We start from the raw sequence: 25,626 nt of genomic DNA, 5'->3' as shown, positions 1-25,626 counted from the left end.
CAAAAAGCCCCGGGATTTGCCGGGGCGCATGGGAACCATCATGGTCAACCGTCACCGGCCCATGCGCCACCTCCTCCCAAGTACTACGATAAGGTTCATCGCTTGCGCGCCCTTGTCTGCTGCCGTGCAGCGGACATTAGGCATGTGCGAAACGGGCGTCAACTGCCAAAATGCGCAACTTTGTGTCCGCAGGGGCGGTAACGGCGCCCGTTTGTTGCCAGACCTGATCCGGGACGCGAAATATTCGCGAAATGCCGACGCGTCAGATCGATCCCATCGTGCCGACGTAGCCGGCATAGGCGATCAGCAGCGCAACGCCCCCGATCCGGCCGATATAACCCGCGAAGATGGCAAAACCGGCCATGGCCAGCGAGGCGATCAGCGCCAGCGGCAGGTCCAGCGTCGTGAACCGCGGGTCGATCGGGATAGGCTTGACCAGTGCCGTCGCGCCAAGGATGCCCAGCAGGTTGAAGACGTTCGATCCAAGCACGTTGCCCACGGCAAGATCGCCATGCTTGCGGATTGCGGCCAGAATGCCGGTTGCAAGTTCGGGCAGCGACGTGCCGATCGCCACGATCGTCAGGCCGATGACGGCTTCCGACACGCCAAAGCTGCGTGCGATATCCGTGGCGCTGAAGACCAGCAGCCGGGCCCCGACTGCAAGGATGACCAGCCCCGCCAAGGCCATGGCCGCACTTTGCCAGAGCGGCCGGACCGGTTCGTCGATCTCTGGCGGATGAGCGCCGGCGGCGTTGCGCAGACACAACCACATATAGATCGCAAGCCCCGCCACCAGAACGGCGCCTTCGGCGCGGCCCAGCGCGCCGTTCAGCATCAGCACCCAGACAAGGATCGTTGCCCCAAGCATCACGACGAAATCGCGTATCATCCGCCCGAACTGCATCGGCACCACGGCAATCATTGCCCCGGTTCCAAGGATCAGCAGGATGTTCGCAATGTTCGACCCCACGACATTGCCAACCGCGATATCCGGAACACCCGCCAGCGCGGACTGGACGCCGACCAGAAGTTCGGGCGCGGATGTGCCAAAGCCCACGATGGTCAGGCCGATGATCAGCGGTGAGACGTGGAAATGGCGCGCCACGCCCACGGCGCCGCGGATCAGGACTTCACCGCCAAGAAACAGGCCCGTCAGGCCAATCGTGAAAAGAAGATAGGTCACCCGTCGCTCCCGTGTTTCGTTTTCGGGCTAGATCGTGGTCTGGCGCGGGATTGCAAGGGCTTGGGCCCGATTTTCCCCCATTCGTTGCGGACGCGACCCGGGCGAATGGCGCTCACAGCTGGCCGGTGCCCTGCAGGACGCCGTGCTCCAGCGCATAGCGGGTCAGGCCGGCGGTGGTCGAGATGCCCAGCTTGCGCTTGATGTTCTTGCGATGCGTTTCGACCGTGCGCACGGATATATCCAGCGCCGCGGCGACCTCCTTGTTGGACTTGCCCTGGGCCAGTTCTAGCAGGATCGTCTGTTCCCGCCCCGTCAGCGGCTCGCGGCCGTCCGAGGTGTTGGGTTTCAGGCTGGCCGTCGCGCCATTGCACAGATAGCGCTCACCTGCCATGACCCGGTCGATGGCGGTGCGGATCTCCTCGACCGGCACATCCTTCAGCACGTAGCCCGACGCCCCGTGCCGCAGTGCGGTGGCGATATATTCGGGGCTGTCATGCATCGACAGGATCAGGATGCGGCAATCGGGACAGCGTTCCAGGATCATCTCGGTGGCGGACAATCCGTTCAGGCGCGGCATGTTCAGATCCATCAGCACGATGTCGGGACGCAGCGCCTCGATCCGATCCACGGCGTCCTGGCCGCTGCACAGGGTATCGACGACCTCGATATCTTCCCATGTTTCAAGGATCGCGCGGATGCCTTCCGCGACCATCGGATGATCGTCGACGATCAGAATGCGTATCATCGGCCCGTCCCCCCCTTGCTTGCGGCCCGCGTCCTGTGGTCCACGTCTGCGCGCTCGTCGGGCGGCAGCATGTGGGACAGCGGCACGCGCGCCTCGATGATGGTGCCGTTCGTCGAAGACAGGATGCGCAACGTTCCGTCAAGCTGTTCCATGCGCTCGGCCATGTTGCGCAGGCCAAGGCCGGCCTCGGCCCCGGACTTTCCGCGTGCCGAGGGCAGGCCACAGCCGTTGTCCTCGATCCGCAACAGGGCGCCCGCCTTGTCGCCGCGTGCCAGCATCCGCACGCGCGTTGCCCCGGAATGCTTTTCGATATTGGTCAGGGCCTCTTGCGCCACGCGATATAGCGCGATCTTGGCTTCCTGATCCAGCCGGTTGCGAAAGACCACGGTTTCGAATTCCGTTTCAATGCCGGTTCGCTTCCCGAACTCCTCCAGCAGGGTCTGAAGCGCGGGCCCCAGCCCAAGATCGTCGAGCACGGCCGGGCGCAAGTCGCGGCTGATGCGGCGCACCTCTGAAATCGCGGTATGCAGATGCTCGATCCCGGCTGTCAGGCTGTCGGCCGCGCGCGGGTCATTCGCGCCCAGCCGCCGTCGGGCAAGTTCAAGCGCATATCGAACACCGACCAACAATTGCGAGATGGAATCGTGCAGCTCACGCGCCACGCGGCTGCGCTCTTCCTCTTGCGTGTCGATGATGCGCTGAGTCAGGCGTTTCAGCTTGGCATCGGCCAGCCGGCGTTCGCGGATCGTGATTCCCATTGCCGACGCGAAGACCGCAACGACCGAACCCAGCGCAAGAAGCGCGATCCACGCGAATGTGCGGTCGATGCGCGCCTCGGTTTCGGCGCGCGCCGCGGCTACGCGATCAAGGATGTCATCGACGAACACCCCCGTGCCCACGGCCCATCGCCAGTCTTGCAGGCCGACGACATAGGTGATCATCCGGGCCTCCTTGCCCGTCGAGGGCTTTGGCCAGACATAGCTGTGATAGCCGCCGCCCTGTCGTGCGATGCGGATCAGCTCGTCCACCACGGGCGTGCCCTCGGGATCGGCAAGCCCGCGCCAGTTCCGTCCGATCAGCCATGTCTGTCGTGGCGCGACTATGTTGTTTCCGTCATAGTCGAAGACGAAGAAATAGCCGTCCTGCCCATACTGCATCGCGGCAAGGATCTGGGCCACGCGGGTCTTGGCATCCCGGTCATCGGGGGCGGCATTGCCATAGATGAACCCGATGGCCGTTCGTGCAAGGCTGATGTAATTTTTCAGCTCTTCCTTCTTGGCGTCGATCAGGCGCGTCTCAAGGCCCGCGATCTCGCGCCGCGCCAATTCGCTGGACTGATAGGCGATCAGCACCGCGATGAAGGTCGCTGCAAGGATCAGCGGCAGCGTGGCCACCGCCCAGATCTTTTGCCCGTAATTCAGGCGCGCCCTGTGCCACAGGGCGGCAAGGGGCAAAGATCGCGCCATCTCGCATTCCTTCCCGTCTGTACCGGGGTGTACTTGCGCCGGGATCCGGGCGCCGTCAATCCCGGGCCTACGCAGTTCTCGGTATTCCCAAGCGGTGAAATCGTCGCTAGTGTCCGGATCGGTATCAACGATCCGCCCGCAAGGCGGGCATCGCTTAAAGGGAGGGAAACAAAACATGGATCGTCGTTCATTTCTGACCAAGGCCGCCGTCGGTGGCGCCACCGCGGCTGCCGCATCGACGCTGGCTGCGCCGATGTATGCCCAGGGCAAGCGCACGCTGACGCTGGTCACGACCTGGGGCCGCGGCCTTGCGGGCGTGCATGACGCCGCCCAGCGCTGCGCGGACATGATCACCGCGATGACCGATGGCGAGCTGACGATCGATCTGAAGGCCGCGGGCGAGCTCGTCGGCGCCTTCGAGGTCTTCGACGCCGTCACCTCGGGTCAGGCGGACATGTATCACGGCGCCGACTACTACTTCGTCGGCCAGCATCCCGCCTATGCCTTCTTCACCTCGGTGCCGATGGGCATGACGGCGCAGGAACTGGCTAACTGGTACTACCACGGCGGCGGCATGGGGCTGCATGACGAGCTGGGCCAGATCTTTGGCCTGAAGTCGTTCCTGGCCGGCAATACCGGCGCCCAGGCGGGCGGCTGGTTCCGCAAGGAAATCAAGGGGCCCGAAGATTTCAACGGCCTGAAGTTCCGCATGCCGGGCCTGGGCGGCAAGGCGCTGGGCAAGCTGGGCGCCAGCGTTCAGAACCTGCCGGGCGGCGAGGTCTATCAGGCGCTGGCCTCGGGCGCGATCGACGGCACCGAATGGATCGGCCCCTGGGCCGACGAAAAGGCGGGCTTCCAGGAGATCACCAAGATCTACTACACCGCCGGCTTCCACGAACCGGGTGCGGGCCTTTCGCTGGCGACCAACCGCGAAGTCTTCGAAAGCCTGACGCCGGCCCAGCAGAAGGTCATCGAGATCGCCGCGGGCGAAGCCAACCAGTGGAACCTGGCCCAGTTCCTGTCGAACAACTCGGCTGCTCTGGCGCGGCTGCAATCGGCGGGCGTCAAGACGATGGAATTCCCGGACTCGGTCTGGGACGCCTTCGGCAAGGCTGCGCAGGAAGTCCACGAAGAGAACATGGGCGACGAGATCTACAAGAAGGTCTATGACAGCTACATGGCCTCGATGAAGTCGTCCTCGGCCTGGATCAAGATGTCCGACGGCACGTATACGCGTCAGCGTGACCGCGTGCTGGGTGGCTGATCGCCCGGCCTGACATGCGCCCCCGGTCCCTGTGACCGGGGGCGTCATTGATCTGGCCGCCGGCCGCGGCCATGCCAGCGCAGCAAGGGGGGAGCGGATGGTAAGCGCCATCGCGGACTTCTTCGGCAGTATCCTTCAGGCGTTCGTCAATTTCTTCTATGCCATCACCCACCCGGGGGAGTGGCTTGCCTGGCTGCCCTATATCAACAAGCCGATGCCCGATCTGGAGGTGAAGCAGTCGCTGATGCGCTTCGTCTACTACGGTGCATCCAAGGAATTCCTGTTCGTCGTCCTGGCATTCCTGATCGTGCTGACCGTGATCGGTCTGTTCCGTCGGCCGATCATGTGGGCCTATGTTCGTGGGCTTGAAGCCTTTGCCAACGCGATTGGCCGCACGGTGGCCTGGGTCGGTCTGATCATGGTGATTCAGCAGATCGCCATCGTCTTTCTGCAACGCATCTTCCGCGTGGCACAGATCGAGTTCGGATTCTTCGGCATCGGCTTTGCCCGCGATCTGTCGTGGTGGTCGGAAGAGCTGAAACTCTACAACGCCATGATCGTCGCGCTGTGCGTGACCTATACCTTCGTCCAGGGCGGACATGTGCGGGTAGATCTGGTCTATGCCGCGGTATCCTATCGCTGGCGCAAGCTGATCGACATGCTGGGGTCGCTGATCTTCATGATGCCGGTGGCGATAGTGACCTGGATCTTCGCGTGGTTCTTCTTCTGGCGCGTGATGATCGTGCCGAACCCTTCGGCTTCGGATGGTCTTGACAAGCTTCTGCTGAAGGCGCGCGCGGTTCGCTGGAACATCGAGACGATCGGGTTCAGCCCCAATGGCTTTGACATGTATTTCCTGTTCAAGCTGCTGATCCTGTCCTACGTCGCGCTGGTCTTCATACATGCCTATGCCTTCTTCTGCCGCTCGCTGCTCGAGCTGATCGAAGGCCCGGCATCCGAAGGCAAGTATCTTGACCGCGATACGCTGGGCGAAGGCGAAGAAGCCTATGAAGGCACGCATTAAGGGGACAATCCGAAATGTTTCTTGGACTTGACGGGGTCGAAATCGGCCTGATCATCGTCTTCCTGTGCCTCTTTGGCGGGATCCTGTCCGGCTTTCCGGTGGCCTTTGCGTTGGGCGGCTCGGGGCTGATCGCCTTTGCCATCATCGCCGGCCTGGACAGCGCGGGGCTGTTGACTCACGAATATGTCGACACGACATCCGAGGCCTATCGCGCGCTGCTTGCGCAGGGCGTGCCCGAGATCGAGATATCGAAGTTCAACTATCCGGATCTGCCACGCGCCTTCGAGCCACTCTTCCCGCAGGGATGGGAAGTGGCGATGGATCGCAACATCTCGTTCATCGTCAACCGCATGAACGAACGCGTCTTCGCGGGCCAGTCGATCGAGACGCTGCTGGCGGTGCTGATGTTCGTGATGATGGGCATCACGCTGGAACGTTCGCGCATCGCCAATGAATTGCTGACCACGATGGCGCGGGTCTTCGGACCTTTGCCCGGGGGGCTGGCCGTATCGGTCGTCGTGGTGGGGGCGTTTCTCGCGGCCTCGACCGGCATCGTCGGGGCGACCGTTGTCACGATGGGGCTTCTGTCCCTGCCCACGATGCTGCGCAACCGGTATTCGCCGGAACTGGCGACGGGGGTGATCGCGGCTTCGGGTACTTTGGGGCAGATCATTCCGCCATCGATCGTCATCGTCCTTCTGGGCACGATGGCAGGCGATCTTTACGCTGCGGGGCAGGAGATCCGAGCACAGGCCGCGGGCTGTTCGGATGCGCTGACCTATCTGGGCAAGGCCGCCGTGCTGTCGGTCGGCACGCTGTTCCAGGCAGCGCTTCTGCCGGGGATCATGCTGGCCGCGCTGTATGCCCTGTATGCCTTTGGCTATGCGCTGGTGCGGCCCGACAAGGCCCCGCCCGTGTCGCTCGAACCCGTGGGCGGCGAAATCATCACGCGGTCCGAGGCGATCCGGTGGTTTGCGCTGGCCCCCCTGGGGCTGATCGGAGGCGCGCTGTTGGCAGTGCAGGTTGGCCTGATCGGTTCGCAGGACCTGACGGTCGACAGCTTTACCGATGCGGGTCAGACGGCGTCGCTTCGCACCAATGTCTCGGAACAGTGCAAGGCATCCATGATCGCCCTGCACGGGCAAGAGGCATGGGACCGCGCGGTGGCCGAACAGGCCGCGATCGACGCATCGGGTGGCGTTGAGCGGGCGCACAAGCGCAGCCCCGAAGAGATGCAGGCTGCGTTGGCCGAGAAGATCGCGAATACCGCGCCGGTCGGCACTGGCGTTGCCACGCTGCTGGTTCTGGCCGGGCTGGTCCTTGCGATTGCGCGTGGCGTGTCGCCCTCGGCCGATCCGCGGCCCTTGCTGGTCGGAGCCATCGGGATCGTCCTGGCGCTGATCGTCGATGCGGTCGCGATTCCGCCCACGATGGGGCCGGCCGCAAGCCTGGCCTGGCTTGCGCTGCCCTATGCGCTGGTCTGCTACGGCGTCTGGTTTGCCGCGCGATCGATGGCGCATAACGACCTGATCCGTGTCGTCTTTCCGCCGCTGGTCCTGATCGTCGCGGTTCTGGGGTCGATCCTTGGGGGGATCACCAACCCGACCCCGGCAGCGGCTCTGGGCGCGGGCGGTGCACTTCTTCTGGCCGCCTATCGCAAGCTGCACGAACAGAACCGGTCGGGTGCGATCATCATCATGGCGTCCTTTGCCATCATCCTGATGATCCTCATGGGCATCAATTTCGACCTGCGCATCAACCGTCCCGACCTGACGACGGTCGATCTTGTCGCCTATTACGTGGCGCGCGGGTTCTACTTCTTCTCGATGTTCGGCATCTTCTATGCCTGCTGGGTGTTGCTGCGCGCCTCGGTGCTCAAGCCCGTGGTGCGCGAGACGGCCAAGGTCACCTCGATGGTCTTTGCCATCCTGATCGGCTCGCAGGTGCTGAACCTGGTGCTGATCTCGTTCGGTGGCGAGCATTACATCCAGAGCTTCCTGCGTTCCTTCGAGGAGGAATGGACCGCGTTCCTGATCGTGATGGTGGTTCTGTTCCTGCTGGGTTTCGTGCTGGATTTCCTCGAGATCATCTATATCGTCGTGCCGATCGTCGGTCCGGTGATCTATGGCGGGACCTATGATCCCAGCTGGGTGACGATCATGATCACGGTCAACCTGCAGACGTCGTTCCTGACGCCGCCCTTCGGCTTCGCGCTGTTCTATCTGCGCGGTGTCGCGCCGGCCAGCGTGACGACGGGCCAGATCTATCGCGGCGTGGCGCCCTTCGTCCTGATTCAGGTCATCGGTCTGGCGCTGCTCTGGGCTTTCCCGGGGATCGTGACGATCGTGCCCAACCTGTTGCCCAGCAACTGATCGGCGATGTGGGAAACGAAAACGGGCGGGGCAGGGATGCTTCGCCCGTTTTGCATTTGGTCATGAGTTGGACAGTGGCGCCACAGCGGCGCCGCGGGGCGCGGCGTATCCGCCGCGACATTGCCAGAATCAAGTATCGAAGGAGCCGCGCCGACTGGGCGGTGTGGCCTCTGGCAATGAAAGCCGCGCAACCTGCTCTGCGATCGGTTCGACCTCGAGAGGGTGGGTTTCGGTGCTGTGGCTGTTCGGATCGCCGATATCCTGCCACTTGCCGTGCTTGTAGATCTCCAGCGCCGAGAACGCGGCCTTGTAGCCCATCTTGCGGCTGCCGGGCACCCAGTAGCCCAGATACACATAGGGCAGGCCGACTTCGCGCGCGAGTTCGATATGGTCCAGGATGATGTATGTGCCCAGCGAATTCGCACGCAATTCGGGCTCGTAGAAGCTGTAGACCATCGACAGGCCATCATCCAGGACATCGGTCAGGCAGACACCCACCAGCCGACCGCGATCGCTGCCTTCCTGTGTTCTTTCGGAATATTCGATCACGCGCGTGCGAACGGGCGTTTCCTCGATCATCGCGGCGAATTCGAATATGTCCATGTCGGCCATGCCACCATCCGCGTGGCGGCTGTCCAGATAGCGGCGGAACAATGCGTATTGGTCTTCGGTCGCCCAGGGGCTTGTGGCTTCACGGCGAAGATGGGCGTTGCGCTTCAGCGTCTTGCGCTGGCTCTTGTTCGGTTTGAAGTCCGCCACCCGAATACGCGCCGAAAGGCAGGCGCAGCAATCCGAACATGATGGCCGGTACAGCACGTTCTGCGAACGGCGAAAGCCCTGTTTCGACAAGGCGTTGTTCAGCTTTTCAGCTGTATCGCCCTGCAGGGCCGTGAACAGCTTGCGTTCATGCCTGCCGTCCAGATAGGGGCAGGGTTGTGCAGCCGTTACATAGAACTGCGGGGCAATTGGCAGCGTGTGACGCATGATATCCGTGATGGGACGACCGAAGCAGGGCCGAGGGTAACAAGAGCTTGGCCTTGCGCCAAGCGTTGATTCGCCCCCTGCCATGCGTCGTGCGTCCGCGACGCGCGAAACCGCACGCCGCGGACGGGGATGTTCCCGCACCGGATCTCGTGGCCGCCGGGAAAAGGCAGGTCAGTACTCACCGGGCGCGGGGCGTTCCGTGTCGTCTTCAGAGCTGGCCGCTCCGCCGGCCTTGCGGTCGCGCTCGGCCATGTATTGGTCGAATTCGGCCTTGTCGCGGCTTTCACGCAGCCGTTTCAGGAAGGCTTCGAATTCTTCCTGCTCTCGCTCCAGCCTTTCAAGCATTTGCGCCTTGTAGGCATCGAAGGCGCTGTTGCCGGAAGAGCGGAAGCCATGGCTTCGCGCCACGCTGGTTTCGTGGGCCGCGCGCGTCCTGGCGCAGCCTGCGCCGTTGGAAAACAGTCGCTTGCTCCAGATCATGTAGGCCAGCAAGGCCAGCCCGGCGGGCCAGAAGACGATGAAGGCCAGGACGAGGGCAGCAATCCATGCACCCTTGCCGCGATCGTCAAGCCAGTTTTCGGCCCTCGCGGGCCAGGTTGCGATGGTAGACATTACTCCCTCCGTCTGCGGTATGTGAAGGTGTTTCACATCCCTCATGTCGGGTGGCGGCGGGGCGTATTCAAGGGGTGATGTAAAGATATTTTACATGACGATACCTTCGCAGGACGCTTGCGGTCGATATGGCGGGCGCTAGTCTGCGGGCATGACGCTTGCTTCGCGCCTTACCCGATGCCCGATTCCCTTCGAGCCCGATCGCGCCGAAGGGATTGACGACCGTTTCGCAGCCCAGCCGCCCGAGATCCGCGACCTGCTGCGTGGGACTGCCGGTTGCAGCCCCTATCTGGCCGGTCTGATCCGCTCCGAGGCCGATTGGCTGGATCAGGCCTTGGCCCAAAGCCCCGAACAGGCGCTCGAAAACGCGTTGTCCGGTGTCACCGGGCTGATGTCCTCGGAAATTGGCTCGGCCCTGAGGCGGGCAAAGCGTCGGGTCGCCCTGTTGACGGCGCTGGCCGATCTTGGCGGGGCCTGGCCGTTGGAGGCCGTAACCGGGGCGCTGACCCGGCTTGCTGATCTGGCCGTCGATCAGACGATCCGCGCGCTGGTTGCCGATGAAATCCGCCGGGGCCGAATTCCCGGTGCGACAGCCAAGGACGCACAGACAGGCGCAGGCCTTGTCGCGCTGGCGATGGGCAAGATGGGCGCGGCAGAACTGAACTATTCCTCGGATATCGACCTGATCTGCCTGTTCGACGAGACGCGCTTTGATCCGGCGGACGTGATGGAGGCGCGCGCCGCCTTCATCCGTGTCGTGCGCAAGATGACCGCGATCCTGTCGGACATTACGGCCGAGGGCTATGTCTTTCGCACGGATCTGCGGCTACGCCCCGACGCATCCGTGACACCGGTCTGCATCTCGATGGCGGCCGCGGAACAGTATTACGAGGCCGAGGGGCGCACCTGGGAACGCGCGGCCTATATCAAGGCCCGGCCATGCGCGGGCGACATCGGGGCGGGCGAGCGATTTCTGAAGACGCTGACGCCCTTTGTCTGGCGGCGCTATCTCGACTTTGCGGCGATTCAGGAAGCGCATGACATGCGCCTGCGCATACGCGAGCACAAGGGCCTGCACGGACCCATCCGCCTTGAGGGGCATGACATGAAGCTGGGTCCCGGAGGCATCCGCGAGATCGAGTTCTTTACCCAGACGCGCCAGTTGATCGCGGGTGGACGCGACCCTTCGCTGCGGGCGCGGGAAACCGTTGCGGCCCTGGCCGCGCTGGCCGATCGGGGCTGGGTGCCGCAAGAGGTATCGGCAGAGTTGACCGACCATTACCGCGCGCATCGTGAGATCGAGCATCGCGTCCAGATGATCGGCGATACCCAGACCCATGCCCTGCCGCGGGATGCGGCCGGGTTCGATCGGCTGGCGCGCATGTGCGGGCAGGGAGATACCGATCGGTTCCGTCGCGCCCTGCTTGAGCGGCTGGAACGGGTGGCGGAACTGACCGAGGATTTCTTCGCTCCCGGCGAAACCCGCGACGTGCCCGAGATGTCGCCGCAGATGCAGGAAATCGTCGATCGCTGGCCGTCCTATCCCGCGCTTCGCTCGAACCGTGCAGCCGAGATATTCCGAAGGGTCCAGCCCGAGATCCTCACGCGGCTCAACCGCGCGGCCAATCCGCTGGAGGCGCTGCGCCAGTTTGACAGCTTTCTTGCGGGCCTGCCCGCCGGCGTCCAGCTGTTTTCGCTTTTCGAGGCAAACCCGCATCTGATCGACCTGCTGGTGGATATCTGTGCCACGGCGCCGGCACTTGCGGCCTATCTGGGGCGGAACTCGCGGGTTCTCGATGCCGTCCTCGGCGGCGATTTCTTCGCCCCATGGCCGGGCCGCGAGGGATTGGCGCAGGCCTTGTCCGATCGTCTGGCCGAACGGGATGACTATGAATGGCAGCTGGGCGCGGCGCGCGCCTGGGCCAGGGAATGGCGCTTCCGGATCGGGGTTCATCACCTGCGGGGGCTGTCCGATGCGGCACAGGCCGCACGGGAATATGCCGAACTTGCCGATGCGGTGCTGCGCGCGCTTTGGCCCGTCTGCGTCGCGGAATTCGCGCGCAAGCACGGCGCTCCGCCTGGACGCGGGGCGGTTGTCGTCGGCATGGGGTCGCTTGGCGCGGAAAGGCTGAATGCGCGCTCGGACCTTGATCTTATCGTGATCTATGACGCGGCCGGTGTCGAGCAATCCGAAGGCCGCCGTCCATTGGCCAGCCGTGCCTATTACGCACGACTGACGCAGGCCCTGGTCACGGCGCTGTCCGCCCCGATGGCCGACGGGCGTCTGTACGAGGTCGACATGCGCTTGCGTCCATCCGGACGACAGGGGCCGGTGGCGACGTCGATCCAGTCCTTCGAAAGCTACCAGATGGAAGAGGCATGGACATGGGAGCACCTTGCCCTGACGCGCGCGCGCCCGATCGCCGGTTCGGGTGATCTGGCCGCCGAGGTGGAGCGAATTCGCCTGAAGGTCATCGCGGCGAAGGGAGGCGCGGCGCGCGTGCCCGGCGACACCGCCGACATGCGCGCGCGCATCTTCGCGGCCAAGGCCCCCGATGGCGAATGGGAGGCCAAGATCGGCCCCGGCAGGTTGCAGGATATCGAACTCTTCGCCCAGTCCTGCGCCTTGCGTGCCGGGTCGCCCGCCCGCGGGGTCGAGGCCCAGATCCGCGCCGGACAGCGCGCCGGGCTGATCCCCCGTGACGAGGCCGAGACTCTGGCGCGCGCCTATCGCTTTTTATGGCGCCTGCAGGCCGGTGCGCGGCTGTTGACCGAAGGCGCACTGGACATGGGCGCGATCGGCGAGGGCGGGCGGGCCTTCCTCTTGCGCGAATGTGGCGCGTCGGATCTGCCGGAACTCGCGTCGCTGCTGGCCCAGCACACCGCGCGGGCAGAAGAGATCATCCAACGGCGCCTGGACGAAACGATTGCACGGGCGCAGTCCGGCGAATAGCACGGTGTGGATCGAACGATGGCGAGGAAGATCATGGAGATGTCGCTGGCAGACCCCAAGGGGCTGATACGCGAATCCTATCGCATCGATGGGATCGGTCTGCCCGAATGCCGGTCGATCTTCCTTGACTGGGCGCTCAGCCTTGGCCCCGAAACCGATCAGCGCGAAGCCCTGCGCGTGCTTCTGGCCCATTACATGCCCGGCAATCAGGACCACCCGATGACCCGGATCCTGACCGAGGCGCTCGTGGCCCCGACACCGCGCGGCCGTCGCGGGGGGCGTGTGGGGCGTTTGCAGCAACAGCAAGGCGAATGACAAGTGGCGGGCAATGCGCCCGCCCGCCGGAACTGCCGTGATCGGGCGTCAGCCGCGCAATGCGGCGGCCTCGCGCGCCAGGGCCTCGATGCCGGCCCAATCGCCAGAGGCGACCTTGTCACGCGGCGCAACCCAGCTTCCGCCAACGCAAAGCACGTTCTTCAGCGAAAGATAGCCGCGGACATTGGCCGGGCTGACGCCGCCGGTCGGGCAGAATCGAACCTGCGGAATGGGCGCGCCGATGGCCGCCAGTGCCTTGGCTCCGCCGGAAGCCTCGGCCGGGAAGAACTTGACCACGTCATAGCCGCGTTCGAGCAGCGCCATGACCTCGGTGGCCGTCGCCGCGCCGGGCAGCAGCGGCAGGCCGACTTCGATCGCGGCCTCGATCAGGCGGTCGGTCGCGCCGGGCGAGACGCCAAAGCGCGCGCCAGCATCCTTGGCCGCGCGGATGTCTTCGGGCGTCAGCAGGGTCCCGGCGCCAACCACGCCGCCCTGCACCTGGGACATGGCGCGGATCGCGTCGAGTGCGGCGGGCGTGCGCAGGGTCACCTCGAGTGCGGGCAGGCCGCCCGCAACCAGGGCCTGCGCCAGATCGGCCGCGGTCGAGGCATCCTCGATCACGAGAACCGGCACGACCGGCGCAAGGCGGCAGATTTCGGCAGCGTGGCGGCTTTGTTCGGCAGGTGTCATCCGGTTTGTCCTTTCAGTTTCCGCTACAGAATGACCGATGCGCCGTCGGTCGCAAGGCCCACATTGCGGCGGAACGTCTCGAACAATTCGCGCCCGACGCCGTACCGATTTTCCGTCAGGTCGGCCCGAGCGGGTTCCCGGGTGGCCAGGTCGACACCGATCGCCTGCAATTCGCCGTTCGCCGCATCCAGCCGCACGATATCGCCATCGCGGAGCTGCGCAAGCGGTCCGCCCGCTGCGGCTTCGGGGCTGACATGGATTGCCGCGGGGACCTTGCCCGAAGCCCCCGACATCCGACCATCGGTCACCAGCGCGACCCGCAGGCCGCGATCCTGCAGGACCGAAAGAATGGGCGTCAGGGAGTGCAGCTCGGGCATCCCGTTCGCGCGCGGGCCCTGGAACCGGACCACGACAACCACATCTTCGGTGAATTCGCCGCGCCGGAAGGCCGCCTTGACGGCTTCCTGGTCGTGGAAGATGCGCGCGGGGGCCTCGATCACATGGCGGTCGGGCGCGACGGCAGAGATCTTGATGACCCCGGTGCCAAGGTTCCCGGTCAGCCTGCGAAGGCCGCCCTGGGGGGCAAACGGATCGCTTGCCGGACGCAGGATGCGGTCGTTGAGCGTCTGGCGCGGACCTTCGCGCCAGGTCAGCGCGCCATCGCTCAGCACGGGCTCTTGCGTATAGCGGTGCAACCCGTCTCCCGCCACCGTGCGCACGTCTTCGTGCAACAGGCCCGCATCCAGCAGCTCGCCGATCATGTAGCCCAGCCCGCCCGCGGCGTGGAAGTGGTTCACATCCGCCAGCCCGTTGGGATAGACCTTGGCCATCAGCGGCACGATTTCGGAAATGTCGGCAAAGTCCTGCAGGTCCAGCGTGATCCCCGCCGCGCGCGCCATCGCGGGCAAGTGCAGGATCAGGTTCGTCGAGCCCCCCGTTGCCATCAGACCGACGATGCCGTTGACAAAGGCCCGTTCGTCCAGGATCTCGCCGACCGGGCGATAATCATTGCCCAGCGCGGTGATCTGGCTGGCGCGCTCGACCGCCGCGACCGTCAGCGCCTCGCGCAGCGGCGTGCCGGGATTGATGAAGCTTGCGCCGGGCAGGTGCAGGCCCATGAACTCCATCAGCATCTGGTTGGTGTTGGCCGTGCCATAGAAGGTGCAGGTGCCGGGCCCGTGATAGCTGGCCATCTCGGCGCGCATCAGCTCTTCGCGCCCGATTTCGCCGGCTGCGAATTTCTGCCGGATCTTGGCCTTTTCGTCATTGGGCAGGCCACTGGTCATCGGGCCCGAGGGCACGAAAACCGCCGGGATATGGCCGAAAGTGGCCGCGGCCATGACAAGGCCCGGAACGATCTTGTCGCAGATGCCAAGGTAAAGCGCCGCGTCATAGCAATTGTGGCTGAGCGCCACGCCCGTGGCCAGCGCGATCACGTCGCGCGAGAACAGCGACAGCTCCATCCCTTCCTGACCCTGCGTGACGCCGTCGCACATGGCGGGCACGCCACCCGCGACTTGTGCCGTCACGCCCAGCCGCCGCGCCGTCTTGCGGATCAGTTTGGGATAATCCTCATAGGGCTGGTGGGCCGAAAGCATGTCGTTATAGGCCGTGACGATTCCGATATTCGGTGCGCGCCCTTCGGCCAGCCTCTCCTTGTCCTCCAGCATCGCGGCATAGGCATGGGCCTGGTTGCCGCAGGACAGGTGCGCACGGGCAGGGCCCTTGTCGGCATAATGGCGCAGCCGCTCAAGATAGGCCGCGCGCCCCTCGGCCGAGCGCTTGACGATCCGTTCGGTGATCTCGGCAAGACGGGGGTTGAGTGGCATGGCGGCGTCCTCGGGTTGTGGGAATTTCCGCAGTGGTGATACCAGATGTTGTTAGCGCTAACAAGCCTATCCTGAAACGGCCAGACCCAAACGCGCAGAAGCAATCATACCGCATCGCCGATCTGTTGGCCAAGCGGCGGGCTTTTCACTTTGCACGCTTGGCTCTACAGGGGACGCATGGAACAGACAGGACCAGCCGCCATGACAGAACAGCGTCCAACAATCCGCCTGCGGCCAAAGGCCGAGGCTCGCGCCATCCGGCACGGTTTTCCGTGGGTATTTGCCGATGAACTTGTGATGGACCGGAGAACGCGGGCGATCGCGCCGGGCACGGTTGCCATCCTGGAGGATGCAGAGAGGCGCGCGATGGGGCTGGTCGCGGTCAATCCGAATTCCAGGATCGTGGCGCGGATGCTGGACCGGGATCCGCAGGCGCAAATCGACGAAGATTGGTTCGCGGAACGTCTGACCCGCGCGATGCAGCTGCGCCAGAAGCTTTATGACACGCCGCATTACCGGCTTGTCCACGCCGAGGCCGACGGTCTTCCCGGGGTGGTGATCGATCGTTTCGGCGCGGCCGCCGTGATCCAGCCGAATGCCGCCTGGGCCGAGATCCGGGTCGATGCCCTTGCCCGCGCGCTTGTCCGCGTGACGGGGGTCGAGACGATCATCCGCAACGGAACGGGCCGTGCCCGTGCGCTTGAAGGCCTGGCCGAGGAAACGACAATCCTGCGCGGTCAGGTCGATGGCCCGGTGCCGGTGCCGATGAACGGTGCCACCTACATGGCCGACCTGACCGGAGGTCAGAAGACGGGTTTGTTCTACGATCAGCGCGACAACCATGCCTTCGCGGCGCGGCTTGCGCGCGGGGGCAGGGTGCTGGACGTCTTTTCCCATGTCGGCGGATTCGCGCTGGCCGCACTTGCCGGCGGGGCGGAACATGCGCTGGCGGTGGATTCTTCTGCCCCGGCGCTTGACCTGGCCTGCCAGGGGGCCAGCGCGTCGGGCTTTGCGGACCGGTTCCAGACCCGCAAGGGTGACGCCTTTGCGGTGATGGAAGCCCTGACCGGCGAGGGTGCGTCCTTCGATCTGGTCGTCTGCGATCCACCCGCCTTTGCACCTTCGCGGCAGGCGCTTGATTCAGGGCTCAGGGCCTATGAACGCGTCGCGCGATTGGCCGCGCCGCTGGTCGGCCGCGGCGGCTGGCTGGTGCTTTGCTCGTGCTCCCACGCCGCGGACCTGGCACAGTTCCGCGCGGCCTGTACCCGGGGCATCGGGCGCGGCGGGCGAAGGGCGCAACTGATCCACACGGGATTTGCCGGACCCGATCACCCGCAACTGCCCCAGCTGGCCGAATCCGGCTATCTCAAGGCGCTGTTCTTCCGGCTGGATTGATGCGGGCCGTCCTTGATGCCTGCGTGCTGTACCCGACCGTCCTGCGCGAGATCCTGATCGGTGTTGCGCAGGCGGGCCTGTATCAGCCGCTGTGGTCCGAGCGCATTCTCGAGGAATGGGCCCGGGCGACCGTAAAGCTTGGCCCGGGGGCCGAGACGGTCGCGCGCGGTGAAGTCGTGGCCCTGCGCAGGGCGTGGCCACGGGCCGCCGTGCCCAAGACGGCCGAGGAAGACGCCCGCCTGTGGCTGCCGGATCCGGGCGACCGCCATGTTCTGGCGACGGCGATCGTCGGCAAGGCCGAGGTGATCGTGACCTTCAACCTTTCGGATTTCCCGGGCCGGGTCCTTCAGCAGCATGGCCTGCGGGCAGAACATCCTGACCCGTTCCTTCTGAACCTTTACAATTCCGCCCCGGCCGCCGTCGCCGGCGCTGTCGAACAGGTCCGCGCGACCGCCGAGCGGCTTTCAGGCGCGCCGCAGCCCGTGCGCGGCCTGCTGAAGCGCGCAGGCCTGCCGCGGCTTGGCAAGGCGCTGGAGCGCCGGGGCTGATCCGGGCCAGCCGCGCCGGGATCGCGCCCGGCGCGGCACCGAACGGTCAGCTTGCCAAATCAGCCGCGCAGGATCGAACGGCCGGCATATTCCGCCGTTTCGCCCAGCATTTCCTCGATCCGGATCAGCTGGTTGTACTTGGCCAACCGGTCCGAGCGGGCAAGCGAGCCCGTCTTGATCTGTCCGCAATTCGTGGCGACCGCGAGATCGGCGATCGTGGCGTCCTCGGTCTCGCCCGAGCGGTGGCTCATCACGTTGGTGTAACGCGCCCGATGCGCCATTTCGACGGCCTGCAGCGTCTCGGTCAGCGTGCCGATCTGGTTCACCTTCACCAGCATGGAATTTGCGGCACCGCGGCGGATGCCTTCGGCAAGGCGGGTGGGGTTGGTCACGAACAGGTCGTCGCCGACCAGCTGCACGCGGTTGCCCAGACGCTCGGTCAGAAGACGCCAGCCGTCCCAGTCATCCTCGGCGCAGCCATCCTCGATCGAGATGATGGGATAGTCGTTGACCAGCGATTCCAGCCAGGACACGTTTTCTTCGGCGCTCAGGGTCTTGCCCTCGCCGGTCAGAACGTATTTCCCATCCTTGTAATATTCGGTCGAGGCGCAGTCGAGCGCGAGATAGATCTCCTCGCCCGGCTTGTAGCCCGCCTTCTCGATCGCCTTCAGGATGAAATCCAGCGCGTCGCGCGTCGAGCTGAGATTCGGCGCAAACCCGCCCTCGTCGCCGATGCCGGTGGACAGACCGGCGGCCTTGAGTTCCTTCTTCAGCGTATGGAAGATCTCGGAGCCCATGCGCACCGCCTCGCGGATGTTCTGGGCCGCGACGGGCATGATCATGAATTCCTGCACGTCGATCGGGTTGTCGGCATGTTCGCCGCCATTGATGATGTTCATCATCGGCACGGGCAGGACGCGCGCGGCGGTGCCGCCGACATAGCGGAACAGGGGCTGCGAGGTGTATTCCGCCGCCGCCTTGGCCACGGCCAGCGAGACACCAAGGATCGCGTTGGCGCCAAGCCGCCCCTTGTTCGGGGTGCCGTCAAGCTCGATCATCAGCCGGTCGATCCCGACCTGTTCGGTGGCGTCCATTCCGACCAGGTTTTCGGCGATCTCGCCGTTGACGGCGGCCACCGCCTCCAGCACGCCCTTGCCCATGTAACGGGCCTTGTCGCCGTCGCGCTTTTCGACGGCCTCGTGCGCGCCGGTCGATGCGCCCGAAGGCACGGCGGCGCGGCCCATCGTTCCGTCTTCCAGCGTGACGTCCACCTCGACCGTCGGGTTGCCGCGGGAGTCGAGGATTTCTCGGGCGTGGATGTCGATGATGGTGCTCATGTGGCTGTCCCTCTTCAGGCCAATTGGGTTCGGGTGTTCTTTACGCCCTTGGTGCCGCAGGGGAAAGGGCGTTCATGCGGTGCCCAGCCGTGCCCGCGCCTGCAGCGCAAGCCACCGTTCGCGTTGATAGGTATAGAAGGCCGCGGCGATGATCACCGCCGCCCCGGACAGGGTCATGACATCGGGTTGTTCGCCAAAGATCGTCACGCCGATCAGCAGCGAAAACACCAGCCGGGCATAGCGGAAGGGCATCAGGGCCGAGGCATCGGTCCCGCGCATGGCGGCGACGATGGCCTGGTATCCGGTCGTCCCGCAGGCGATCGCGCCCAGGATCAGCAGCCAGCCGCCGGGGGTGGGCGAAACCGGCGCATCCCCTGCGGCCAACAGTACAAGCCCTGCCACGAAGACCGCCGCGAAGCCGTGGAAGGAAACGGCCGTCGAAGGGATCTGTTCGGGTATGCGTCGCGTCACCAGATCGCGCATCGCGATGGCAAAGACCGTTATGACGACCAGCAGGGATTCGGGGCGAAACCCCTCGAGGCCGGGGCGTATGATCATGAGGACGCCCGCAAAGCCCACGATGACGGCAAGCCAGCGCCGCCAGCCCACCCGCTCGCCGAAGGCAAGCGCCGCGCCCGCCGTCACCGCAAGCGGCGTGGCCTGAAACACCGCCGCGACCGTGGACAGGGGCACCATCGACAGCGCCGCGATGAAGGTGATCGCCGCCGCCGCCTCGCCCAGGCTGCGCCACAGGACCACCGGATGGGCCAGGGCCGACAGCATGGCCCGGATCCGGCCACGCGAAAATGCCGCGAACACGATCGAACCGCCCAGCCCCAGCATGGCCATGATCTGGCCGATCGGCATGGTCTGCGACAATGTCTTGATCAAGGCATCCTCGACCGAGAACATCGCCATGGAAAGAAGCACCAGAAGGATGCCGCGCACGCTGCCCATCAGTTACTCCGCCGATTCGTCCTTGATCGGAACCCCGAACAGTTCCAGCCTGTGGCCCTGCAGGCGATAGCCCAGCTTGCGGGCGATCCTCTCCTGCAGTTCCTCGATCTCGGGGTCCACGAATTCGATCACCTCGCCGGTGGTGACGTCGATCAGATGGTCGTGATGCGCGCGCTGCGCATCCTCGTAGCGTGCACGCCCGTCTCCGAAATCGACCTTTTCCAGGATTCCGGCTTCGTCCAGAAGTTTCAGGGTGCGATAAACCGTTGCAAGCGAAATGCGGGGGTCGACCGCCGATACGCGATTGTACAGAAGCTCGGCATCGGGGTGATCGTCACACGTTTCCAGAACATGCGCGATGACGCGGCGTTGCGCCGTCATGCGAAGGCCCCTGGCCTCGCAGCGCTGAAGGATCGTCTTGCGCATGGTTCGGTTCCCGTGACCCTTTCCATCTATGCCAGAACACGGGCCGCGAAAAGAGGGGTCATTCCTTGCCCGTCAGTCCCCATCGGGCCTCGTTTTCCTCGATCGCGCGGATGCGTTGATCGGTTCGGGGATGGCTCATCATCCAGGCGGGTACGCCGCCCCCGCCGCCGGTCAGACGCTCAAGCTTGGCAAACAGCGATTTCTGTGGCGCCGTGCCGATCCCGGCCTTGACCAGAACGGCCGAGGCCCATTCATCGGCCTCGAATTCGTCTTGCCGGCTGAGGCGCGCGGCCAGAAGCGAGGTCAGCATCCCCGCAATCCACGGTCCGATCCCCGGCAGGAAACGCCCCAGAACCGTCATCAGCGCGACCCGGATCGCATTCTGGCCCGAAAAGTCGATCATACGCCGGCGGGAATGGCCCAAGGCGACATGGCCCAGCTCATGCGCGATGACGCTGGCCATTTCTTCGGCCGTGACGATGCCTTCGACGAACTTGCGATAGAAGCCGCGCGTTATGAAGATCCGCCCGTCGGCATCGGCAAGTCCGTTGACCGGTTCGATTTCGTATATCCGCACGGGTATGCGATCGACCCCCACCGCGCGGGCCAGCCGGTCACATACGGACAGAAGGCGCGGATCGGCCAGATCGGTCGATCTTGCATCCAGCTCGCGCCGGGTGCGCCAGACCGAGAAATGGTACATCGCAAACCCGTAAAGCAGGGCCAGCAGGATGGGGGTGAACTTCAGCATGCTTGCAATATGGGCCCGCTAGCGCGGATGAGAAAGGGTGCCAGAAGATGGACGGCGTCTTAGCGCGTTCAGCCACAGGCCCAGCAGGATCGCGGCCGCCAGCGCCCCGATCAGTCCAAGCGTCGAGCCGATCAGGTCATAGGCAGCCATCAGGTTGCCGGCGAAGACCCAGCCAGCCCCGGTGTAAAGCCCCACCCAGACCGCTTCGCCCAGGATCCCGGCAAGGGTGAATCGCACCCATGCCATGCCGCCCGCTCCGGCGGCCAGATTGGCCCAGGGGCCGACGGGGCTGAACAGCCAGCGCGTAAGAAAGATCGCCTTGCCCCCGTGGTGCAGCAGCATCGCGCGCGCCCGGTCCAGAGCCGCACGGCGGCGTGGTCCGCGCGACAGGCGTGCGATCAGGACCGGCCCTCCGATGCGCCCCAAAGCGAATCCCGTCTGGTCGCCCGCCACGGCCCCCAGAAAAGCCGCCAGCAGCGCGGCCAGCAATGCCAGATCGCCCGAGGCCGCGAAAGCGCCCGCCGCCAGCATTGCGAACGAGGCCGGAACCGGCAGGGCGAGACAGGATGCAAAGGTGATCGCAAACAATGCCGCGGTCCCGTAATCGGTCAGCGAATCCAGCAGCCAGTCGGTCATCATTGACCTCCGGGCGGCGGGGCGCTGGCGCGCAATTCGGCAAGGGCTGCCTCGACTTCGCGGATGACCTGATCGACACCGACGCCGCGCGCCCGTGCGATCTCCTCGATCGTGGCGGGCCGCTTCAGTTCGGGCGGAATGTCAAGATATTGCACAAGCGCTTCGCGCGGCACATGCCAGCTGTGCGCGACATAGCCCGGCGTCATCCATGCTTCCGGATGCTGGTCACGGTGGCTGGGGTCAGCCCAGTAGATCGCCGACAGGATCAGGCGCACGGCAAAAAACAGGGCCACGGCCAGCGCCAGCCCAAAGGCCAGCACGGTGACGCGATGGCGTCGCCACAGAAGCCGAAGATCCTTCATGTCAGCACCTTCATCGCCTGCGTGATGCCTTCCAGTGTCAGCGGGAACATCCGATCCTCGAAGATCTCGCGGACCATGCCGATCGAGGTCGTGTAGTCCCAATGCGCCTGCGGCACGGGGTTCAGCCAGACATTGGCGGGCCAGTGGTCCCGGGCACGCGCCAGCCAGACCTGACCGGCTTCGTCATTCCAGTGCTCGTTGGCGCCGCCCGGCATGGCGATCTCGTAGGGGCTCATCGACGCATCGCCGACAAAGATGCACTTGTAGTCCGCGTCAAAGGTCCGCAGCACCTCCCAGGTGGGGATCCGCGCGTCCCAGCGTCTGCGATTGTCGCGCCAGACGAATTCATACAGGCAGTTGTGAAAGTAGTAGTGTTCCAGGTGCTTGAATTCCGCCCGCGCGGCGCTGAACAGCTCTTCGACCACGCGAATATGGGGGTCCATGCTGCCGCCCACGTCGAGGAACAGAAGAACCTTGACGGCGTTGCGTCGCTCCGGCCGGGTCTGAACGTCAAGATAGCCGTGTTCGGCCGTCACGCGGATGGTCGCGTCCAGATCCAGTTCTTCGGCCGCGCCATCGCGTGCCCAGCGGCGCAGGCGTCTCAGCGCAACCTTGATATTGCGTGTGCCCAGCTCGACATTGTCGTCGAAATCGCGAAACTCGCGCTTGTCCCAGACCTTGACGGCGCGGCGGTGGCGGCTTTCGTCCTGCCCGATCCGGACCCCTTCGGGATTGTAGCCATAGGCGCCAAACGGAGACGTCCCCGCCGTTCCGATCCATTTCGAGCCCCCCTGATGCCGGCCCTTCTGCTCGGCCAGCCGCTTCTTCAGGGTTTCCATCAGCTTGTCGAAGCCGCCAAGCGATTCGATGCGCGCCTTTTCCTCTTCTGTCAGAGTGGCTTCGGCCAGTTTCTTCAACCATTCTTCGGGCAGGTCCAGCGCCTGGATGACCTGTTCGGCACCGATCGTTTCCAGCCCCTTGAAGGTTTCGGCAAAGGCGCGGTCGAACCTGTCCAGATGGCGTTCATCCTTTACCATCGCCGTGCGCGCAAGGTAGTAGAAACCTTCGATGTCATAGGTCACAAGACCGGCCAGAACGCCCTCGAGAAACCCAAGGTATTCGCGCAGCGAGACCGGAACGCCGGTCTTGCGAAGGGTTTCGAAGAAGCGCAGGAACATCGCCTTCAGTTCATTCTCTGGATGATGATCGTCGCGAACAGCCCCAGTATGGCAAAGATTATCGCGTGAACGCCCGCATATTGCAGCCGGTCAAGCCGGTTGCCGCCGCGCCGTGCCGCGCGGACCCAGCCGATCAGGAAACCTGCGATGATGGCGGGGAAGAAGATCATGGATGTCCTCGTCTGATGCGGTGATGGTTCATGGCCCGGCCCGGTCGGTCGCGGCTGTAGGGTCGGCATTCGGGCGCTGAACCAATCGCGCCGCGATTTCGACCTGCGCGCCAAAGCCATAGCGCGCCCATCCCAGCGAGTCGAGCCGCGCGGCCCGCGCCTCGTTGACGCGGCCAAGTTCTTCCAGTGCCTCGGCCCTGACCATCAGAAGATTGGCCAGAAGGGCGGCGTTCTGGTCGCGTGTCGCGGGTGGAATGGCGCGTTCCGTCAGTGCCAGCGAGGTTCGCGGATCGCCATTGGCCAGGGCAAAGAGCGCCAGTTGCAGCTCGGCATGGGCGGCATGGAGCTCCAGCAGGGGATCGGCCCGCGCGATCCGCGCCGACTGAAGGAAGGCCGTGAACGCGGTTTCGGGATCCTTGTCCAGCACCACCCGTCCATAGCTGAGCCAGGCAAAGGCCGCGCGACCATCCCGCCAGCCGCTGCGCGCTGCGATCGCCACCGCCTCGGCCGCCGCGCGCCGTCTTTGTGCCGGACTGGACCCGGGGCCCAGAGCGCGCTGGATTGCGTCCACATAGGCGCGGGGCGTGGGGGCCACAGGTCGCGGTGGAACGGCACGACCACGCGGGTTCAGCCGGTCCAGGACCGCGGGCAGTCGGCGTGCGGCTTCCTCGCGTGTCATGCCGGAACGCAGTTCGGGCGCGTAATAGGCACGCAGCATCAGCATGTCGAACCCGGTCAGGACCGTGTGCATGTTGTCGTCGTTGAACACGGAATCCGGCAGGCGATAGAGATCGTTCAATGGTCCGATCGCCTGGGCGAGCTCTTCGTTCAGGCAGTCGCGGATTTCCTGCGGCGCCGCGTCCGACGGGATGAACACCGCGGCGCGTTCGCGCAGGGTGACATTCGCCCAGTCGACGCGCGCGCGCGGCGCCCGTCTGTATTCGGCCCAGGACGAGACATTTGGCACAACGAAGCAGGCCGCATAGGGAACGGCCCGTCGCAGATTGCGGCTGGGTATGAACTCGACGGTGATTTCCGCACCGGGGATGTCGCCAAGGGACACTTGCAGCCCGGCCTCGCTGCGCAGGCGCGACACGAGCCGTTTCAGATCACGCGGCGCGGTCGGCGGAACCGGGCCGCTCATGCGGATGGTGATCGGCCGCTCGAACCGCGAAAGAACGGGCAGGGCGCGCCCGCTCTCCAGGGCAAATGACAGGTCGAGGAAATCGCGCACCATGTCGGCATTCGCGCGCGAGGGCGGCTCGGCGCGGATTTCGCCAAAGACGCGCATGGGGGGCAGGGGAACGGCCGTATTCTCCGTGCCTTCGGCCGGGCGATCCTCCGGCACCGAGCACGCGGCAAGCGAAAGGGCGGAAAGAAGCGAGGCGACCAGACCCCTGGCCAGCGTCTGCTGCGCGCGGGCCGTGCGGCAGGCCCATGGAAGGCCGGCCACCCCGGTCAACCGCGTCGGCGCGCCATGAAAGCCAGGCGCTCGAACAATTGCACGTCCTGTTCGTTCTTCAACAGGGCGCCATGAAGACGCGGCAGCAGGCTGTGCGGGTCGCGCTTCAGCTCCTCGGGCGACAGGTCCTCGGCCAGGATCAGTTTCAGCCAGTCGAGAACTTCCGACGTCGAGGGCTTTTTCTTCAGCCCCGGCGTTTCGCGGATCTCGAAGAACTGGGTCAGCGCGGTGGACAGCAATGACGGCTTGATACCGGGGAAATGGACCTCGACGATGCGGGCCAGAGTCTCGGCATCGGGAAAGCGGATGAAGTGGAAAAAGCACCGGCGAAGAAAGGCGTCGGGCAGTTCCTTTTCGTTGTTCGAGGTGATGATGACGACCGGGCGGTGCCTGGCGCGGATGGTTTCGCCGGTTTCGTAGACGAAGAATTCCATCCGATCGAGTTCCTGCAGCAGGTCGTTGGGAAACTCGATATCGGCCTTGTCGATCTCGTCGATCAGCAGGACGACGCGCTGGTCGGCCTCGAAGGCCTGCCACAGCTTGCCCTTGCGGATATAGTTGCGCACATCATTGACGCGCGGATCGCCCAGCTGGCTGTCGCGCAGCCGCGACACCGCGTCGTATTCGTAAAGTCCCTGCGCCGCCTTGGTGGTGGATTTGACGTGCCATTCGATCAGCGGCATGCCAAGCGCCGACGCGACCTGACGCGCCAGTTCGGTCTTGCCGGTGCCGGGTTCGCCCTTGACCAGCAATGGCCGTTCCAGCGTGATCGCGGCATTGACCGCGACCTTCAGGTCTTCGGTCGCGACATAGTGTTCCGTGCCTTCGAACCTGACCACGATGCATGTCCCCGATTGTGATGCGTCAGGTTGTAACGGTGACATGAAAATGCCGCAAGTAACCGCATTGATATAGTGACATGGCGCCCGCGTTGCTTTAATGCAGCGCCAGGGAGTTTTGGATGTCG

General features: G+C 64.8%; 24 protein-coding genes. 7 read left to right on the top strand and 17 right to left on the bottom strand.

Annotated elements, in window-relative coordinates; all coding sequences use genetic code 11:
- Window positions 1-262: 262 nt before the first annotated feature.
- The 3 genes from LV82_RS04385 to LV82_RS04375 form a co-directional block, all read right to left on the bottom strand.
- Window positions 263-1,183, bottom strand: a complete 921-nt coding sequence (locus LV82_RS04385; RefSeq protein WP_104069502.1) for a calcium/sodium antiporter — start codon at window positions 1,181-1,183, stop codon at window positions 263-265.
- A gap of 112 nt (window positions 1,184-1,295) precedes the next feature.
- Window positions 1,296-1,928 carry a response regulator transcription factor gene (locus LV82_RS04380; RefSeq protein WP_104069501.1) on the bottom strand — a complete coding sequence of 211 codons (633 nt, stop codon included), beginning with the start codon at window positions 1,926-1,928 and terminating at the stop codon, window positions 1,296-1,298.
- On the bottom strand, window positions 1,925-3,394 hold the full coding sequence (locus LV82_RS04375) for a cache domain-containing protein (RefSeq protein WP_104069500.1): 1,470 nt from the start codon (window positions 3,392-3,394) through the stop codon (window positions 1,925-1,927). The genes LV82_RS04380 and LV82_RS04375 overlap by 4 nt, the downstream gene beginning before the upstream one ends.
- 175 nt (window positions 3,395-3,569) lie before the next feature.
- On the opposite strand from LV82_RS04375, the gene LV82_RS04370 reads away from it, so the two are divergent.
- The 3 genes from LV82_RS04370 (at window position 3,570) to LV82_RS04360 (ending at window position 8,054) form a co-directional block, all read left to right on the top strand.
- The gene (locus LV82_RS04370) at window positions 3,570-4,658 is read left to right on the top strand and encodes a TRAP transporter substrate-binding protein (protein WP_104069499.1); all 1,089 of its coding nucleotides are present in this window, start codon (window positions 3,570-3,572) and stop codon (window positions 4,656-4,658) included.
- Between the two features lie 97 nt (window positions 4,659-4,755).
- Window positions 4,756-5,682 (top strand): TRAP transporter small permease subunit, encoded by a 927-nt coding sequence (locus tag LV82_RS04365; protein ID WP_104069768.1) that lies wholly within the window; start codon window positions 4,756-4,758, stop codon window positions 5,680-5,682.
- Window positions 5,683-5,696: 14 nt separating this feature from the next.
- Window positions 5,697-8,054 carry a TRAP transporter large permease gene (locus LV82_RS04360; RefSeq protein WP_104069498.1) on the top strand — a complete coding sequence of 786 codons (2,358 nt, stop codon included), beginning with the start codon at window positions 5,697-5,699 and terminating at the stop codon, window positions 8,052-8,054.
- A gap of 129 nt (window positions 8,055-8,183) precedes the next feature.
- Here the strand turns inward: LV82_RS04360 and LV82_RS04355 are convergent, their stop codons facing one another.
- The gene (locus tag LV82_RS04355) at window positions 8,184-9,038 is read right to left on the bottom strand and encodes an arginyltransferase (protein ID WP_104069497.1); all 855 of its coding nucleotides are present in this window, start codon (window positions 9,036-9,038) and stop codon (window positions 8,184-8,186) included.
- Window positions 9,039-9,209: 171 nt separating this feature from the next.
- Entirely contained in the window at window positions 9,210-9,650 is a 441-nt protein-coding gene (locus LV82_RS04350) for a DUF2852 domain-containing protein (RefSeq protein ID WP_104069496.1), read from the bottom strand.
- A gap of 151 nt (window positions 9,651-9,801) precedes the next feature.
- Between LV82_RS04350 and LV82_RS04345 the strand changes: the two genes are divergently transcribed.
- Together LV82_RS04345 and LV82_RS04340 are read left to right on the top strand one after the other, a co-directional pair.
- Window positions 9,802-12,603 (top strand): bifunctional [glutamate--ammonia ligase]-adenylyl-L-tyrosine phosphorylase/[glutamate--ammonia-ligase] adenylyltransferase, encoded by a 2,802-nt coding sequence (locus LV82_RS04345; protein ID WP_104069495.1) that lies wholly within the window; start codon window positions 9,802-9,804, stop codon window positions 12,601-12,603.
- 33 nt (window positions 12,604-12,636) lie between these two features.
- A complete protein-coding gene (locus LV82_RS04340; RefSeq protein WP_104069767.1) occupies window positions 12,637-12,918 on the top strand; it encodes a hypothetical protein in 282 nt (93 codons plus the stop codon).
- Window positions 12,919-12,966: 48 nt separating this feature from the next.
- Here LV82_RS04340 and eda read toward each other — a convergent pair whose 3' ends face one another.
- Both eda and edd read right to left on the bottom strand, forming a co-directional pair.
- Window positions 12,967-13,608 (bottom strand): bifunctional 4-hydroxy-2-oxoglutarate aldolase/2-dehydro-3-deoxy-phosphogluconate aldolase, encoded by a 642-nt coding sequence (gene eda, locus LV82_RS04335; RefSeq protein WP_104069494.1) that lies wholly within the window; start codon window positions 13,606-13,608, stop codon window positions 12,967-12,969.
- A gap of 23 nt (window positions 13,609-13,631) precedes the next feature.
- A complete protein-coding gene (gene edd, locus LV82_RS04330) occupies window positions 13,632-15,437 on the bottom strand; it encodes a phosphogluconate dehydratase (protein WP_104069493.1) in 1,806 nt (601 codons plus the stop codon).
- Window positions 15,438-15,638: 201 nt separating this feature from the next.
- On the opposite strand from edd, the gene LV82_RS04325 reads away from it, so the two are divergent.
- Window positions 15,639-16,832 carry an RSP_2647 family RNA methyltransferase gene (locus LV82_RS04325; RefSeq protein WP_104069492.1) on the top strand — a complete coding sequence of 398 codons (1,194 nt, stop codon included), beginning with the start codon at window positions 15,639-15,641 and terminating at the stop codon, window positions 16,830-16,832.
- Entirely contained in the window at window positions 16,832-17,380 is a 549-nt protein-coding gene (locus tag LV82_RS04320) for an RSP_2648 family PIN domain-containing protein (RefSeq protein ID WP_104069491.1), read from the top strand. The genes LV82_RS04325 and LV82_RS04320 overlap by 1 nt, the downstream gene beginning before the upstream one ends.
- A gap of 59 nt (window positions 17,381-17,439) precedes the next feature.
- On the opposite strand, the gene eno is transcribed toward LV82_RS04320, so the two are convergent.
- From eno to LV82_RS04275, 10 genes are all read right to left on the bottom strand, one after another.
- Window positions 17,440-18,717, bottom strand: coding sequence for a phosphopyruvate hydratase (eno, locus tag LV82_RS04315; RefSeq protein ID WP_104069490.1), 1,278 nt, complete (start codon window positions 18,715-18,717; stop codon window positions 17,440-17,442).
- 72 nt (window positions 18,718-18,789) lie between these two features.
- On the bottom strand, window positions 18,790-19,674 hold the full coding sequence (locus LV82_RS04310) for a DMT family transporter (RefSeq protein ID WP_104069489.1): 885 nt from the start codon (window positions 19,672-19,674) through the stop codon (window positions 18,790-18,792).
- A 3-nt stretch (window positions 19,675-19,677) separates the two neighbouring features.
- Window positions 19,678-20,100, bottom strand: coding sequence for a Fur family transcriptional regulator (locus tag LV82_RS04305; RefSeq protein WP_104069488.1), 423 nt, complete (start codon window positions 20,098-20,100; stop codon window positions 19,678-19,680).
- Between the two features lie 58 nt (window positions 20,101-20,158).
- Window positions 20,159-20,851, bottom strand: a complete 693-nt coding sequence (locus LV82_RS04300; protein ID WP_104069487.1) for a M48 family metallopeptidase — start codon at window positions 20,849-20,851, stop codon at window positions 20,159-20,161.
- A gap of 18 nt (window positions 20,852-20,869) precedes the next feature.
- Window positions 20,870-21,487, bottom strand: coding sequence for a DedA family protein (locus LV82_RS04295; protein WP_170063349.1), 618 nt, complete (start codon window positions 21,485-21,487; stop codon window positions 20,870-20,872).
- Window positions 21,487-21,849: a hypothetical protein gene (locus tag LV82_RS04290; RefSeq protein ID WP_104069485.1), complete on the bottom strand. Its 363-nt coding sequence runs from the start codon at window positions 21,847-21,849 to the stop codon at window positions 21,487-21,489. The genes LV82_RS04295 and LV82_RS04290 overlap by 1 nt, the downstream gene beginning before the upstream one ends.
- The gene (locus tag LV82_RS04285; protein WP_104069484.1) at window positions 21,846-23,027 is read right to left on the bottom strand and encodes a vWA domain-containing protein; all 1,182 of its coding nucleotides are present in this window, start codon (window positions 23,025-23,027) and stop codon (window positions 21,846-21,848) included. The genes LV82_RS04290 and LV82_RS04285 overlap by 4 nt, the downstream gene beginning before the upstream one ends.
- A 5-nt stretch (window positions 23,028-23,032) precedes the next feature.
- Window positions 23,033-23,197, bottom strand: a complete 165-nt coding sequence (locus tag LV82_RS14850; protein ID WP_170063348.1) for a hypothetical protein — start codon at window positions 23,195-23,197, stop codon at window positions 23,033-23,035.
- A gap of 28 nt (window positions 23,198-23,225) precedes the next feature.
- On the bottom strand, window positions 23,226-24,650 hold the full coding sequence (locus LV82_RS04280; protein ID WP_245873065.1) for a DUF2927 domain-containing protein: 1,425 nt from the start codon (window positions 24,648-24,650) through the stop codon (window positions 23,226-23,228).
- 5 nt (window positions 24,651-24,655) lie between these two features.
- Window positions 24,656-25,543 (bottom strand): AAA family ATPase, encoded by an 888-nt coding sequence (locus LV82_RS04275; protein WP_104069483.1) that lies wholly within the window; start codon window positions 25,541-25,543, stop codon window positions 24,656-24,658.
- Between the last annotated feature and the right edge of the window lie 83 nt (window positions 25,544-25,626).

This window comes from Albidovulum inexpectatum (assembly GCF_002927635.1).
Classification (GTDB): domain Bacteria; phylum Pseudomonadota; class Alphaproteobacteria; order Rhodobacterales; family Rhodobacteraceae; genus Albidovulum; species Albidovulum inexpectatum.
This window is presented reverse-complemented; position numbering and strand designations above follow the sequence as displayed.

Excerpts from the sequence above, each read along its gene's own strand:
- eno (WP_104069490.1), bottom strand. The coding sequence starts at position 18,717 with ATGAGCACCATCATCGACATCCACGCCCGAGAAATCCTCGACTCCCGC.
- LV82_RS04320 (WP_104069491.1), top strand. The coding sequence starts at position 16,832 with ATGCGGGCCGTCCTTGATGCCTGCGTGCTGTACCCGACCGTCCTGCGC.
- LV82_RS04365 (WP_104069768.1), top strand. The coding sequence starts at position 4,756 with ATGGTAAGCGCCATCGCGGACTTCTTCGGCAGTATCCTTCAGGCGTTC.
- edd (WP_104069493.1), bottom strand. The coding sequence starts at position 15,437 with ATGCCACTCAACCCCCGTCTTGCCGAGATCACCGAACGGATCGTCAAG.
- LV82_RS04375 (WP_104069500.1), bottom strand. The coding sequence starts at position 3,394 with ATGGCGCGATCTTTGCCCCTTGCCGCCCTGTGGCACAGGGCGCGCCTG.
- LV82_RS04345 (WP_104069495.1), top strand. The coding sequence starts at position 9,802 with ATGACGCTTGCTTCGCGCCTTACCCGATGCCCGATTCCCTTCGAGCCC.
- LV82_RS04310 (WP_104069489.1), bottom strand. The coding sequence starts at position 19,674 with ATGGGCAGCGTGCGCGGCATCCTTCTGGTGCTTCTTTCCATGGCGATG.
- LV82_RS04370 (WP_104069499.1), top strand. The coding sequence starts at position 3,570 with ATGGATCGTCGTTCATTTCTGACCAAGGCCGCCGTCGGTGGCGCCACC.
- LV82_RS04340 (WP_104069767.1), top strand. The coding sequence starts at position 12,637 with ATGGAGATGTCGCTGGCAGACCCCAAGGGGCTGATACGCGAATCCTAT.
- LV82_RS04350 (WP_104069496.1), bottom strand. The coding sequence starts at position 9,650 with ATGTCTACCATCGCAACCTGGCCCGCGAGGGCCGAAAACTGGCTTGAC.
- LV82_RS04355 (WP_104069497.1), bottom strand. The coding sequence starts at position 9,038 with ATGCGTCACACGCTGCCAATTGCCCCGCAGTTCTATGTAACGGCTGCA.
- eda (WP_104069494.1), bottom strand. The coding sequence starts at position 13,608 with ATGACACCTGCCGAACAAAGCCGCCACGCTGCCGAAATCTGCCGCCTT.
- LV82_RS04325 (WP_104069492.1), top strand. The coding sequence starts at position 15,639 with ATGACAGAACAGCGTCCAACAATCCGCCTGCGGCCAAAGGCCGAGGCT.
- LV82_RS04380 (WP_104069501.1), bottom strand. The coding sequence starts at position 1,928 with ATGATACGCATTCTGATCGTCGACGATCATCCGATGGTCGCGGAAGGC.
- LV82_RS04295 (WP_170063349.1), bottom strand. The coding sequence starts at position 21,487 with ATGACCGACTGGCTGCTGGATTCGCTGACCGATTACGGGACCGCGGCA.
- LV82_RS14850 (WP_170063348.1), bottom strand. The coding sequence starts at position 23,197 with ATGATCTTCTTCCCCGCCATCATCGCAGGTTTCCTGATCGGCTGGGTC.
- LV82_RS04285 (WP_104069484.1), bottom strand. The coding sequence starts at position 23,027 with ATGTTCCTGCGCTTCTTCGAAACCCTTCGCAAGACCGGCGTTCCGGTC.
- LV82_RS04305 (WP_104069488.1), bottom strand. The coding sequence starts at position 20,100 with ATGCGCAAGACGATCCTTCAGCGCTGCGAGGCCAGGGGCCTTCGCATG.
- LV82_RS04275 (WP_104069483.1), bottom strand. The coding sequence starts at position 25,543 with ATGTCACCGTTACAACCTGACGCATCACAATCGGGGACATGCATCGTG.
- LV82_RS04360 (WP_104069498.1), top strand. The coding sequence starts at position 5,697 with ATGTTTCTTGGACTTGACGGGGTCGAAATCGGCCTGATCATCGTCTTC.
- LV82_RS04290 (WP_104069485.1), bottom strand. The coding sequence starts at position 21,849 with ATGAAGGATCTTCGGCTTCTGTGGCGACGCCATCGCGTCACCGTGCTG.
- LV82_RS04300 (WP_104069487.1), bottom strand. The coding sequence starts at position 20,851 with ATGCTGAAGTTCACCCCCATCCTGCTGGCCCTGCTTTACGGGTTTGCG.